8 protein-coding genes are annotated in these 14,510 nt (G+C 43.3%); 2 read left to right on the top strand and 6 right to left on the bottom strand.

Features of this window, described 5'->3' with window-relative positions; all coding sequences use genetic code 11:
• Nucleotides 1-466: 466 nt before the first annotated feature.
• Both KP77_RS14195 and KP77_RS14200 read right to left on the bottom strand, forming a co-directional pair.
• Nucleotides 467-3,967 (bottom strand): S-layer homology domain-containing protein, encoded by a 3,501-nt coding sequence (locus KP77_RS14195; protein ID WP_041123404.1) that lies wholly within the window; start codon nucleotides 3,965-3,967, stop codon nucleotides 467-469.
• A gap of 505 nt (nucleotides 3,968-4,472) precedes the next feature.
• Nucleotides 4,473-5,900: an S-layer homology domain-containing protein gene (locus KP77_RS14200; protein WP_041123405.1), complete on the bottom strand. Its 1,428-nt coding sequence runs from the start codon at nucleotides 5,898-5,900 to the stop codon at nucleotides 4,473-4,475.
• Between the two features lie 342 nt (nucleotides 5,901-6,242).
• Here KP77_RS14200 and secA2 point away from each other — a divergent pair, with 342 nt between their 5' ends.
• Both secA2 and KP77_RS14210 read left to right on the top strand, forming a co-directional pair.
• Entirely contained in the window at nucleotides 6,243-8,621 is a 2,379-nt protein-coding gene (secA2, locus tag KP77_RS14205) for an accessory Sec system translocase SecA2 (RefSeq protein ID WP_041123406.1), read from the top strand.
• Nucleotides 8,618-9,517: an accessory Sec system S-layer assembly protein gene (locus KP77_RS14210; protein WP_041123407.1), complete on the top strand. Its 900-nt coding sequence runs from the start codon at nucleotides 8,618-8,620 to the stop codon at nucleotides 9,515-9,517. Before secA2 ends, KP77_RS14210 begins: the two co-directional genes overlap by 4 nt.
• 180 nt (nucleotides 9,518-9,697) lie before the next feature.
• On the opposite strand, the gene KP77_RS14215 is transcribed toward KP77_RS14210, so the two are convergent.
• Genes KP77_RS14215 through KP77_RS14230 form a run of 4 tightly spaced genes read right to left on the bottom strand, consistent with a single transcriptional unit; the run spans nucleotide 9,698 to nucleotide 14,488 of the window.
• Complete coding sequence (locus tag KP77_RS14215) at nucleotides 9,698-10,957, bottom strand: oligosaccharide repeat unit polymerase (RefSeq protein ID WP_041123408.1); 1,260 nt, start codon at nucleotides 10,955-10,957, stop codon at nucleotides 9,698-9,700.
• Nucleotides 10,954-12,468 carry a murein biosynthesis integral membrane protein MurJ gene (gene murJ, locus KP77_RS14220; protein WP_041123409.1) on the bottom strand — a complete coding sequence of 505 codons (1,515 nt, stop codon included), beginning with the start codon at nucleotides 12,466-12,468 and terminating at the stop codon, nucleotides 10,954-10,956. Before murJ ends, KP77_RS14215 begins: the two co-directional genes overlap by 4 nt.
• Nucleotides 12,469-12,478: 10 nt before the next feature.
• Nucleotides 12,479-13,186: a WecB/TagA/CpsF family glycosyltransferase gene (locus KP77_RS14225; protein ID WP_041123410.1), complete on the bottom strand. Its 708-nt coding sequence runs from the start codon at nucleotides 13,184-13,186 to the stop codon at nucleotides 12,479-12,481.
• A gap of 21 nt (nucleotides 13,187-13,207) precedes the next feature.
• Nucleotides 13,208-14,488: a nucleotide sugar dehydrogenase gene (locus KP77_RS14230; protein WP_041123411.1), complete on the bottom strand. Its 1,281-nt coding sequence runs from the start codon at nucleotides 14,486-14,488 to the stop codon at nucleotides 13,208-13,210.
• Between the last annotated feature and the right edge of the window lie 22 nt (nucleotides 14,489-14,510).

A 14,510-nucleotide genomic window follows, 5' to 3' on the forward strand; every position in this document is an offset into this window, starting at 1 on the left:
TATTGTATAATCAGTCGTTCTTTTAGACACAAAAATGCCCCCTTCATAGTAGTAGAGAAGTTTTATTATTTCTCTGTCTACTTTGAAGGGAGCATATCACTTTAAGAGATAACAGGAGCTTTCTATTTCAAGGACTAATTCTATAAACCATCTTCAATCTTTCACACTCCGAATGATTCAAGTTTTACGTCCCCGTGAATCTTTCTAAAAGAAAAAAACTCCTGCCATCTCACTTATGAGATAGCAGGAGCCTTCTATTTCAAGAACAAATTTTTTAAATCACCTTCGGTCTTTCGAACTTCGAATGATTCATGATTTACGTCCCCGTGAATCACACAAGAAAAGCTCCTGCCATCTCTCTTAAAAGATAGCAGGAGCCTTCTATAACAAATACTCATCCTTTAAATCACCTTCGTTCTTTCCAAACTCCAGATGATTCAAGTTTTACGTACACGTGAATCGAAAATTAACGAGTATACGTTAGAGTTACAATTTGTGAAGCAGGCAGTAGATTTTTCTTAGCAGGAGCTGCTAAATCACCAGAACGATAAACTGCTGTTAACAATACTTTCACAGTACCTTGCTCTTTGTCAGCTGCCAAAGCAACTGTTTCAGCACCCGTTAGTGGAGCACCAATTGCTGGAGCAAAAGTTACATCTTTAGTATCTAGCAATGTAGCTTCAAATTCTAAATCTTGATCTGCTGAGTATCCTTGCAAAGTAGACAAGATACGATCATTGATAGCTTGCGCACCAGCTGCGAAGTTTGCAGTAGGTTCACCGTATGAAACTGGTCCTAATTTGATTACATCACCGTTTTGATCTTTAAGTTCAACAACTGGTTTCACCACTACGCCGTCTTGACCATTCTTAAGCGCAATGACTGTATCTGTTGGACCCGCACCGATTGAGTCTACAATATATTCAGAAACATCGTACAACCCAAGTAGTGAGTCTTTAATAGAGATCGGAGCAGTTGCAGCCCCACCAATTACTTTATTGGTTTCACTAATGTCGATTGTATTAGTAGTTTTAACAGTAGCTGTATTAGCAACTGATTTACTGTTATACGCACGTACATCAACTGTCTGAGCAACTAAAAGATTCGCATTTGAAGCATCCCCAGTTTTAGCTTTAACTGTGAAAATTACATCTTCACCATATAGTAAATCTGCTGTTGGAACGAATTCATACGTAGCTTCTGCATCACCAGTTGTAGTCAGTGTTAATTTATTGTCACCATCAGGAGTTGATGGAGATGCAGTAGTTGCAGTTGCTTCTTTAATAAATGCATCTGCAATTTTGTTATTTGGTACCACAGCTTCAAATTCAATTACATCATTTGAAGATAGAGTGACATCATCAGCAGTACCTACAGTTAAATCAGCACCACGGTTAACAGTCTCTACACCTTGTTCTACCTTACGAATTTTATCTCCGTCTTTATCAACTTCCCAAAGTTCAATTTTAGAAGTTTTGTTAAGTCCAGACGGATTCATGTCACTACCTTTGAAAAGCTTTTGCGCTGTAACTTCAGTAATATCTTTAACTTTTACTGGAACAGTGATAGTTTTAATCACTTTTGGAGTAGCAGTATTAGTATCATAAAGAGCTACTGTTAGATTCACGTTCTCATCAACAGAGATATCGCGGTTTGTAGAAGTAACAGTTACTTCATTAGTTGCTTCATCAAAACCAACAGTTAATTTCGTATGATCTGCAGTAATTACTACTCTACCACTTTTAGTTGAACCGTCATGAGATGTGAAAGTAACATTTGCTTGTTGACCAATTGTGTCTCCATTGTCATTAGCATAAGCAGTTGGTGCACTAACTGTGAAATTAGCTACTCCATTTTCTTCGTTAGTAAAATCAGCACCGAATTCAGTAGCATATTGGTCTAAGAATGTAAGATTCATAGAAGCTGATTGTAGAGCAGGATCAATTACAGTAGCATTCGCCGTATTGGTTTCAGCAACTTGTAAAGCTGATTTATTTGCAGTGATATCTTTCAGTTCAGCTGCATTGCGTAATTCAACTTCAGCATTATATGAGAATGCACCTTTTTTAACATTTACAGTAGCTTTCCCTGCAGTGCTTGCTTGATAGATGATACTACCGTCATTTTTGTTAACTTGTAACAAAGTTCCACCAGTAGTCACATTGTATTCAACTACTTCACTGTTTGAAGATGTAACAGCTTCAGTCAACGGGTCATTGTTTGCATCATAAGCATAAACAGAAAGGAATGTTGGAGCTGCAGTTCCTTGGGTAGGATATAAAACTGTTTTATGTTCATTATCTGCTTGAGCAAGTTTAAAGTCTACAGTGTTTTCAAATTGATCCGCAGCAGTATTGATACTGAAGCCAGCTGTGTTTTTAGCATCTTGTGCAACTGCACTTATTGTCGTACTTCCAGTTTCTAATACTGTACCATCAGTTAAAGTATAACGAATGTTTACCTTAGCTGTTCCAGTTCCTTTAATGTCACCTTTTGTTACAGTATTTGTAGCATCGACTACATTAGTGTTATCAGTTTCAATATCCTTAGATGCTATTTGGCTTTCTGGGACTTCTTTACCGTTCACATCATAAACTTTCACAAAATCAAAGATATTTTCATCAGCTTGATTAGCATAGATAGTGAAAGCAGTTTTTTCTAATTTAATTCCTTTTTCAACTTCTACAGCGTATAAGAAGTTAGCAGAAGATTTTTCATATCCTTCTTTTTCAAAATCAACTGTATAAGTAGTTCCATTAGACAATTCAGAGCTTAAAGTTAAAGTAGCAACTTTACCGTTAACTGATACGTTTGTAACAGCAAGGTTAGAAACTTTGAAGTCTTCTGCTTTCAGATCTTTATCAGAAACATCAGTGTTAAATGTTACTGCAACAGATTTAGCGTTAATCGCACTTACAGAAGTAACTGCTACTTCACCAGCAAACACATAAGTATCCTCAACACCATTAATAGATAGAGTCACTTCATCGCCTTCAAGAGCTTCACGAAGATCATCAAGATCAGTGTGACTGAATGTTACAGTCATACCATCTACTGAATCAATATCTAGGTTTAGTGCTTCAACTACTGCTTCATCAAGTTCAGTTACAGGTGTATCATTAACCTCTACATCATAGTTTTCAAGAATCCATTCAGTTGTTACGTCTTCAGAAATATCTTCATCAAACTCAACAGTGAACATGTTACCTTCTTCATTGAATTCAACTGAAGTTACGCCAGGATACTCTCCATCGACAATTTCACCATAAACTACTTCATATGCCTGAACTAGGAAAGAAGCAAGGTGTCCACGTGAAGTGTAATCAAGAGGGCGGAAGTTAGATACCGTTGTAACTTCATGGTTAGCAAGAATTTGAATATCATCCTGGTACTGAGTGAAAGCTGAGTCAAGATCTTCTACTACCACTTCATTATCAGTTTCAACCTCATCAAGATTGAAAGCATTAACGATAACCTGAGCCATCTGCTGACGAGTAATGTTATCAAGAGGCATTAGGTTGTTGTTGCTACCTTGGAAAATCCCAGCTTCTTTAACAATTAGAGAATAATTATATAGCTCAGAGTCAACAGAATCGGATGGAACATCATTGAACGCTTCAGTAGCTGCAAGCGCTTCTTCGTTTGCTTCGAAATATTCAGCAACTGTTTCAAAACCTGCAGCTGCAACTACGTATTTACCTAGCGCTTTAACAACATTAGAACGAGTTAGGTCTTGAAGAGGCTTGAAAGTGCCATCCGGATAACCACCCATGAGGCCGGCTATTTCTGCCTTATAAATATTTTCAAAGTGAGAATTTGTAGCTGGGACGTCAGTATATCCTGACTCCTGTGCTGCTTCGTTCTGTGTTGTTTCGGCACCTGCGACTGGAGCAACAGCTGAAGCAACTAGTGCAGTTGTAACTGTACCCGCAAGAAACTTGCGGTAAGACTTTGGTTGGTAAGCCATGTAAAAATTTCCTCCTTGTGATTGCATTATTATAATCAAGCTGTTGAAAGGGAATATGTAATTATGAAAAAAGACCCATTTAACAACTTATGAACCTACACCCATCAGTATAGTCATAGGTTACGAGAATGTCAAACCTTTTACAATTTGGAAATTAACATCATTTATTTCCATTTAGGATAGGTTTACCCATTTCAATAACCATCTTTTATTCTACAAGATGACAGAAATATTTCAATCATTTTCTGAAAAATAAAAGAAAAAACTCATTAGAATAAGTTTCTATACTTCTTTAATGGTTTTCTCTAGTGTTCTTTTCTTTTTTCGTCATCTTTTCGTAAAACTTTAGCACAAAAAGAAAAAAACTAGTTCCATACCCTTTATATGGTTCGATTACTGTACTTTTATCCTTTTGATGATAATATTCGTTATATTCTTATAACAAAAGAAAAAGAGACTGACGTCCTATGTAGATGTCAGTCTCTTTTTCTTTTAATCGCTTACATTATTCAAACTTTTCCTCCATGAGTCTAATGGACCGCTCAAAGAACAGCGCATACTGTCCGCGGGTAACCGAATTCCATGGATTAAATGCTGTATTCTCATCAGCATTTGTAATCCCGTTATGAACGATCACTGCAATATCATCATAGATCAGATCATCAGTACCGATATCCTTAATCTTCAAATCTTCTTCTGGCACTTCATATACTGCTTCAAATGAACGGTTCAGCATACTGGCCATCTGTGAGCGGTTCAGTGGTGCCTGTGCGTTCATCTGACCGCCTCTGCCCATGATGCCGTGATACTCCATAATCGCAAGGTCTTGGTATCCTGGCGTCTCAGGTGTCAGGTCAGGTGAAGTCACTTCATAGTCTTCAGGCATTTCAAGGTCAAGCGCTCTGACGATCAATGCTGCTGCGTGTCTTCTCTGAAGAACGTTGAACGGTTTGTATGTGCCGTCCTCATAGCCGTTAATGACATCTCTTTGCTGTAGATAAGCTACAGCTGTTTCAAATTCTCCCGGTGATAAGTCACTGAAGATCGTCAGGTCATTACCATACTGCAGGTTGGAACTGGCAATGTATCCTTCACCAAAGTTTCCTTTAACTTTATAGAAGACATAGTGGTTGGCTTCTCCTGCTGCTTCAAACGGTCCTGCTGTGATTTCAAGTGGTGTGTAATGGTTAAGAGATGCAATAACCTCTCCCCCAACTTCACTTCTCACGTTTGAAGTATCGAAACCTTCATGTTCATGAAAGGTGTAGACACTGCTGCCGTTTGCTGCAAGCTGCATAGACGGCGTTTCAGTCGGCCATGTGTAGTCGCGATCCGGGAAGGACATAATCAGGCGGTCTTCTTCCGTGTCACCAAAGTTGATTTCAAGTTCCGGTGTTTCACCGACTGGAATCACACTATTGTTGCGGATATAGTCATATACATCCTCCTGATAAGCATCATCATTTGTATTCGGATCATTAATTTGACTCAGGCCGTTATAAGCCATTACAGCAAAGTACCATGATTCTAAATCCCGCATCTCACCATCATTCACAATCGGAAGGTTCAGTGCTTTTTTACGGAGCAGATGATCAGCTGCCTGTTCGATATGATAGTCCACATCATTCGCTATACGATCCATATCAATGTTATAGCGTTCAATTTCATCCGCTGTGAACGTCAACTGCATCAGCCCGATTCCGCCATCATCAGAAACAACAGGTTGTCCTTCTTCATTATAGTGATTGAATCCGCCGTTTTCTTTATAGGCGATTGCTTTTAACACTTCAGGCGGTATCCCCTTCTCAATTCCTGTCTCAGTGAGCATTTTCTTAAATGCCTGTGTGTCGTTCTCTTCTGCTGATGCACTGTTCACACTGACTAATGAAAGTGCAAGTGCAGCAGCCGTAATGCCAGTCCATTTCTTTTTCATGAAAATCCCCTATTAAATAATTTCGTAAACACGATTTGCTGTATCTGCACAGCTAAGTGATTGGAGCGTAAGGGGGTCCGACTCCAGCGCGAGCAGTCGGATAGGCGAAACCCCCATAGGCGCCCTGCGCCGAGGAGGCTCACCGTCAACCGCGCGGAAAGCGGTCCCCCTGAAGCGGAAATCACCAGCCCGCTTCTACAGACTCTATCATTATCCTACACTACTAACCTTAACACACTTACCATCTATATCCAGTTGAAATGCTGAGAAATTAATGTAACTGACTACAGTACATGCTATACTGATAGCTGATGCAGTTTACAAGATTAAGGAGAGAACACCATGATTTCTTTCATACAAAAACTTAAAAGCTCCGGCGATGACCGGCAGCTAAAAAAATATAGAAAACTGGCAGAGCAGATCAATGCTCTTGAAAGCCGTTATGAAGCGTACAGTGACCAGGAATTGAGAGAACAGACCACCATTTTTAAAGAACGAGTCGCTCAGGGTGAGGCATTATCTTCACTGCGTAATGAAGCATTCGCAGTTGTACGTGAAGCGTCTAAGCGTGTGCTTGGCATGCGCCACTTTGACGTTCAGATGATTGGCGGTATCGCGCTTTCTGATAACAATATTGCAGAGATGCCAACCGGTGAAGGGAAAACGCTTGTTGCGTCCCTGCCGAGTTATCTGCACGCACTTGAAGGAAAAGGCGTTCACGTCATTACAGTGAATGAGTACCTGGCACGGCGTGACCGTGACTTAATCGGTCAGGTGCATGAGTTCCTTGGGCTGGATGTCAGCCTGAATATCCCCGGGCTTGAGCCTGACCGTAAGAGAATGGCTTATGCTGCTGATATTACATATGGAATCGGAAGCGAATTTGGTTTTGATTACCTGCGTGACAATATGGTCTATGAGACCGGGCAGCGCGTTCAGCGTCCCCTTCACTATGCCATCATTGATGAAGCTGACAGCGTATTAATTGATGAAGCGAAGACGCCGCTGATTATTGCCGGTAAAGATGGAATCAGTACTGACCTCAGTTATCTGTGCGCTCGGATCGTTAAGAATTTTGAAGAAGGCCGCGAGTTCCATTATGACCTGGAGACAAAAACGACGAACCTGACAGAAGACGGGATTTCAAGTATTGAGCGCGGATTTGATATTGATAACCTGTATGAGCTTGAGCATCAGACGCTTTACCATTATGTGATTCAGGCATTGCGTGCACGCGTGATGTTCCAGCGTGACGTGGATTATATCGTGAAGGAAGGTAAAATCCTTCTGATTGATATGTTCACAGGCCGCCCGATGGAAGGCCGTACACTCAGTAATGGTCTTCATCAGGCGATTGAAGCCAAAGAAGGTCTTGAAGTGACAGAAGAAAATAAAACGCAGGCCTCAATCACGATTCAGAACTACTTCCGACGTTACGAAAAGCTGTCAGGGATGACAGGGACTGCGAAAACGGAGCAGAAAGAGCTGCGTGATATATACAACCTTGGTGTTGTACAGGTGCCAACAAATAAGCCGATTGCACGTGAGGATTTACCTGACCGCATTTATGAAACAGTTGAGCAGAAGTATCAGGCCGCAGCTGACCGTGCCGAAGAACTGCATGATGCAGGACGTCCGGTTCTGATCGGTACGACTTCTATTATTCAGTCAGAGCTTGTCTCTAAAGAACTGAAGAAGCGCGGTCTTGCTCATGAACTGCTGAATGCGAAGAGTCTTGAGCAGGAAGTACGCCTCATCTCACTTGCAGGTCAGAAAGGTTCCATTACGGTTGCGACGAATATGGCTGGACGCGGAACGGATATTGTCCTTGGTGAAGGTGTCCGTGAGCTTGGCGGTCTATATGTGATTGGAACAGAGCGTCACGAAGCACGACGGATTGATAATCAGTTAAAGGGGCGTTCAGGCCGTCAGGGAGACCCTGGTACATCTGAATTCTTTATCTCACTTGATGATGAAATGTATCGCCGCTTTGCACCGGAAGAGCTTGAAAAACTGAAGAAAAATATTTCTTCTGATAAAAACGGTGAAGTGAAAAGTAAAAAAGCCAAAGAATTCGTTGACCGCGTGCAGCGGATCTGTGAAGGCTCCAACTTCTCGATCCGTGAATATAACCTGAAGCTTGATGATGTGCTTGGGGTTCAGCGTGCGACGATTTATGATCTGCGCGATAAGTTGCTTGAACGTGACGCTGTTCATCCGATTCTGAAGAATATTATTTCATCTCATGCAATGGAGGAAGTCCGCCTGCGCTGCCCTGAGGATGAGCCGGATGAAACGTGGGACCGCAAACAGATGAAAGACAACCTGAAGCTGATTGTGCCAACAGGTGACTTTTCGTTTATTAACGAAGACACACCACTGAAGAAAATCCAGCAGTCTGTGAAAGAACAGACTGACGTTTATGTAAATCTTGTAGATGAACACTTACAGGAGGAGTCATTCTCTGAGCAGCTGAGAAAGTTCCTTCTTGGGCGTACGGATCATTACTGGCTGCGCCATATTGATGCAATGGACCGCCTGAAGGAAGGCGTTGGTCTGAGAAGCTATTCTCAGGAAGATCCGATGAGACAGTATCAGCGTGAAGGGCTTGAACTGTTCTCTATGATGTATTATCAGCTTGAGCAGGATGTAAGCAGACAGACTGCACAGCTGATTCATAAGATCGAGACAACGAAGAAGAACGGAGTGAACGTTAAATGAGCTGGCTAAAGAAATTTACACGTAATAAAAAAAGAGAAGGAAAAGATCATGCTGTTTCTTCTGATGAAATCGTGGAAAATGCAGAAGCTGCGGGTGAAGAGGAAGTCACAACTGGCCTCTCCCTGCACCCTGGTTCAAGAGTGAATGATGAAGAAAAATATTATTATCAGTTTCTGAATAAAGAATTGACACCGCTTAAGCGTAACCAGCTGTCACTGGCAGGTATAAACCTTGAGCAGGATGAAAAAAGCGGCGCTGTTGCGGTAACGGCATTTATGAGATCGAGCCTGAAGAAGCCTGTAACACTTGGTAAAACATTTTTACTGTTGCTAAGTCCTGAAGGCGAACGGCTTGCGCGTAAGGAATTCGACCTCGCAGAGCTTGGTGAGCTTCCTCCTGAAAGCAGCCGCCCGTGGCAGTTTATGTTCGAAGCTGGAACAGTGGAGAAAAAAGACATGCCTTCAGAGGACTGGCAGCTTGCTTTTGAGCTGAAGCCAAAAGAGGTGCCGCACAGACTAGAGCTTGATGAGAAGTGGGAACTGTCCCTTGCAGTTGAGGAGCAGGAAAAGCTTGCTTCATTTGTGAAGCAGACAGAACCGCCTAAGCCAGGCGAAGTGAACTTCCTAGGCCTGCAGCAGTCACGTAAGGAAGACGGCAGTCTTCATGTCACGCTGCTGATCCGTAACGGCAGCCAGAAGAATATTCAGCTTGAGCAGCTGCCGCTTGTGATTGAAGATGCACAGGGTGATGTCGTGGCACAGGGCGGATTCAAGCTTGGACCGTTATCTGTATCAGCGAACACGAGTAAGCCGTGGACATTTATTTTCCCTGCGGAGATGGTGAAGAAGACGGATGCTGACTTCAGCAGATGGAAGGCTTATCCGCCGAAGCAGTAAGATTAGAAGCACAGTTCGGGATATCCGGACTGTGCTTTTTTCGCATCAAAAAAGCACCCCGCCATTAGACGAAGTGCTCCCGGCCACCAACCAGCCGTTGTTATATATTTTAGAGGAAATTTCTATCTGCAAAACCATCTTATCACTTATTGACAATTTTCACAATCTTTCATTTCACAATTAAGGAATTTTCTTTTCCACCGTCGCACTCAGCAGCGCAAACCCAAGCATCAGCACAAAAATCAGATCTAAAAGCCCCGTATGAAGCGAGATCGTGAACACTGTCAGCACAAATGCATAACTGATCGTCTGATACGACCGCTCCCCCATCTGCCGCGTCTGGTTATACAGAACGGTGATAAATAGCCCGATCAAGCCGAATCCGATGATCACACCTGCATAACCGAAGTCAGCGAAGAACTGACCGAATAACGTCGGCGTTGTGGTTCGTCCGGGACGGGTAATATAGATCCCTTCTTCGACGGTCAGGGAGTTTGCGATTTCAGATACCTTCATCCGCGGTGACATTTGCTCACCCGGCAGTACCGGGCTTAAGATCCCTTCATGAATCTCGCCAAGGAGGTACCCTTCCTCATCCGTGTATTCCATGATCTTACTCAGCACAACATGTCCTGTGACACTTTCATTATTGATTGCGCGGACAACTGCTGGCGTTTCTTCCATGCGTGCCCTGAGCATTTCATTGCGCTCTTCAATCTGATCCACGTTCAGCTCATCTGAGATCTCAGGCAGCTCGCGGCTGTTGAACGGGTTTGACGGATCCTCTGTAGCGAAGCGGTAGAAGCCGAACATCGAGAACGCCAGTCCGACGAATACAAGTGCGCCGATAAACCAGGTGAACTTAATCTGTCGCACCATATAGTGAAAAATGATGATGGCTGTAAACAGCATGATGACTAGCGGTGTTCTGTAGCCCATTACAACAAACAATCCTGCAAGTACGGCAAAAAGTAAAATAAACACGCCTACCTTCTTCTCTTTTACAAGAAAGAACCAGCTGATTAAAAACAGTCCGGAGAACCACAACAGTGCGCTCAGAAAGTTCAGCTTCGGATCAAGCGATCGTCTTGCTGCTTCATCGCTGATTCCGATCTGCCCGGAGCCGATCATGATAATGTAAGCGATCAGGCCAAGCCAAGCGAGTGCAAACAGCACCCAGATGCTTTTACCCTGAAGCTTATCAGATACGTTGATCGTAAAGCGCCAGTTTTTACTGCGGACGATCCAGACCATCAGCCAGTAGGATGCAAGGCCAAGCAGAATCACCGGCCAGATTGAATACGTTAAGCCGAAATATTCAAACCGTCCGAAGTCAAACAGGCTTGTCCCGAAGTAAAGCAGCACAATAAACGGGAAGAACAGATACGGTGAAAAGACATCGATTCTATTTAGCTCCTGAAGTACGTGTTTGAATTTCATGTTCTGTTCCCTCCCCTTGCGATCAGCTCTTTAAATGGCTGGCTTTTTAATAAATATAGTCCTGTTGCGTACACGATGATCCCTGTGACGCCAATAATAACGAGATATAAAAGTATTGGCAGTGACGGAATCGCTGTCTGCTGAAGACCGATCAGTGCGGCAGTCATAACTGCTCCGGCAATGAGTACCTTCAGCACATTCCAGCCGATCTTCTTCAGGTCAAAGCCGCCAGTCAGCCTGTAAAGCATGGTGAATGTCATGATGCTGTAGAGCATGCCGACAACGGATGATGCAAGCGCAAGGCCAACTGCACCGTATAGACTTGAGAACCACCAGTTGAAGATGACATTCAGGACGACTGAGATTAATCCAATGCGCAGGATATAATGCCCTTTTGACATCGTGTAAAATCCTTTTGCAATAACAGCCTGAATACTGTAAAAAAACACAGACCCTACGTAAAAGATCGCATATGTAGCAGTATCAGCAGTCGCTGCTGCGTCAAACCGTCCTCTTTCGAAGAAGATCTTCACAAGTGGCTCCATCACAAGAATCATTCCGGCGATAGTCGGGATCAGAAACATGATCATAAAGATCAATCCTTTTTCAATCCCGCTCTTAAACTGATCCATCTTATTTTCTGCATAAGCGGATGCGATTAATGGAAAGACGAGCGTTGCGATCGTTACACCAAAGATCGCCTGCGGAATGTTCACGAGTCTGAACGCATAGTTCAGGTTCGCTACAACACCCGTTTCCATCTGCGCTGAGAAGATTGAGTCAACGGTCAGGTTAATCTGTCCAATTGCAATCGTAAGACCAACTGGAAGGAAGATCAGATAAAAAGCCTTCACTTCTTTCCGGTCAATCTTCTGCTTCCAGGCTAAAAAGCGTTTTGGTTTCAAATACACAAGCTTGATTAAAAATGAAATGATCGTTCCAATCAAATATCCGATCGGAACAGCATAAATGCCCAGCTGACGATAGAATAATAATGAAAAACCGATCATCACAAGTACGACGACAGTTTGAGAGAACGTTGAAAATGAGAACTTCTTCTGCGAGTCGAAGAACCCTTCATACACTGCATTCATCCCTACAAAGATAATCGCAATAAAGTAAATGATTGCGGTCCATGTAGCGATTTCAAAGCCGTCTTCATAACGTCCGAATTCAGGATATATCAGTCTCATCAGAAATGGTGAAATGATAATCCCGATAATTGAAATCCCAATTGTAATCCAGAACGTCCCTTTGACGACGTTTGTAAGATGCGAAAATCCCTTCCCCTGCTGATCGAACTTATAATAGCTCGGCAGGAAGGCATCCTTCATGCCTGTAAGCATAAAAAGAACGATGGCATTTGGAATGGTCATCGCGGCAAAATAAATATCTGACTGCCCGGAAGCACCAAACAGCCCCGCGATCGTCATGTCGCGGAGCATGCTTGAGAACTTTAACAGCAGTGTTGAAAATAGAAATAGTATACTCGCTACTTTGAATTTCGACATAGTAAACTCCTTACTTCTTCAGCACGCTGATTAGGAATTTTGGCAGAATGAGCTGACGCTTGATCCGCTTTGGTTCCTTCAGCAGGCGGTAAAACCATTCAAGCCCGAGGCGCTGAAAGGCTTGGGGCGCACGCTTGATTCTGCCTGACAGTACGTCAAATGAGCCGCCGACACCCTGGAAAATGTGCGGGTGCAGTTCACTCATATTGTTGACGATAAAGTATTCCTGCGCAGGGCTGCCCATTGCAACAAACAGAATATCAGGTTTCGCGTCATTGATCGTCTGCCTGATCACGTCAGGATCTTTTTCATAACCATTCAGCGTCCCTGCCACCCGGATACCGGGATACAGTTTTTCAAGACCTGCCTGCGCTTCTTCAGCGATACCAGGCTTTGCGCCGAACAGAAACACGCTTTTGTTGCGCTTTACTGACTCTTCGCAGATTCGCATCATCATATCAATACCCGTGACGCGGCTGTTGATGCTGCCGCCTTTTAGCTTGGAAGCCAAAATCACGCCAATCCCATCCGGAATCTGAAAGTCAGCGCGGTTTAAGAGCGTTCTCAGCTCCTCATCCTGCTTGGCTTTCATGATTTTTTCCGGATTGATTGCGACGATGAATGAATTTTGCTGTTCTTCAAGTCTTTTATAGAGTGCGCTTATCAGTTCATCGTAGTTCAGAGGACTGACATCGACTCCGAGATAATTTTCCTTCATGTCATCTCACCTATCCCACTCTTATTCAGAGTGCTTTGAGTCACCTAACAGTCCGAATGCAAAACCTGCTTCTTCCCAGCGAACGCGGTCAATGCAGTTTTTTGTATCAAGCACAGCTGGTGTGCGCATCTCGGATTTGAAAGCTGCGGGATCCAGCTCTTTAAATTCATTGTGATCTGTCAGGATCAGCACCAGATCAGCATTGCTTACCGCTTCTGTAAAGTCCTGCGTCTGACGCGGCACTTTATTTTCTTTTACATGCGGATCGTAAGCTGTATAATCAACGCCTGCTTCTTCAAGCTGACGAAGTACTTCAAGTGACGGACTTTCACGCACATCATCCACATTTCCTTTGAACGCAAGACCAAACACTGCCACGCGGCCATGCTGAATCTGCTCTTTCTGGAAATACTTCTGTACGCGCTCTACTGTATGCTTTGGCATACCGTCATTTGTATCACGTGCAAGGTGAATCATCTTTGCAAGGTCAGGTGCAAGTTCAACAAGGAACCACGGGTCAACTGCGATACAGTGACCGCCCACACCAGGGCCCGGCTTATGAATATTTACACGCGGGTGGAAGTTTGCAAAGTCAATTGCCTCCCAGATATTCACGTCAATCTTTTCAGCGATCTTCGCAAGCTCATTGGCAAATGCGATGTTAATATCGCGATATGTGTTCTCAATTACTTTTACAAGCTCAGCTGTCGTTGCGTCTGTTAAATGGATTGTTCCTTTTACAAACGTTTCATACAGCTCTTTTGTCTTCTGTGAAGATTCAGGGCTGATCCCCCCGACAATGCGGTCATTCTGTACAAGCTCTTCAAAGATCTTACCCGGAATCACGCGCTCAGGTGAGTGTGAGACCAGCAGTTCAGTTCCGAACTCAAGACCTGTTTCTTTTAATACAGGCAGCATCACATCTTCAACGGTACGCGGCGGCACGGTTGATTCAAGGATGACCAGGTTGCCTTTTTTCACAAAAGGAACGATTGATTCTGTCGCCATGCGCACATAATCAAGGTTCGCTGTTTTATCGTCATTGATCGGTGACGGAACGGCAATAATGAACACGTCCGCTTCTTCAGGCTTTGTTGATACAGTAAGTGTGCCTGCATCCACCGCTTTTTCAAGGTACTCCTGAAGTCCGTTTTCTTCAATATGAAGCTGTTTATTCTGAATCATGCTGACTGCTTTTTCATTTACATCAACGCCGTGAACCTTCATGCCGTTATTTGCAAACATGACAGCAGTCGGAAGGCCTATATAACCAAGACCTACAACACAAATTTTCTCAAACATACGTTTTGTACTTCCTTTCATC

It is taken from the genome of Jeotgalibacillus alimentarius, from assembly GCF_000829445.1.
GTDB classification, from domain to species: domain Bacteria; phylum Bacillota; class Bacilli; order Bacillales; family Jeotgalibacillaceae; genus Jeotgalibacillus; species Jeotgalibacillus alimentarius.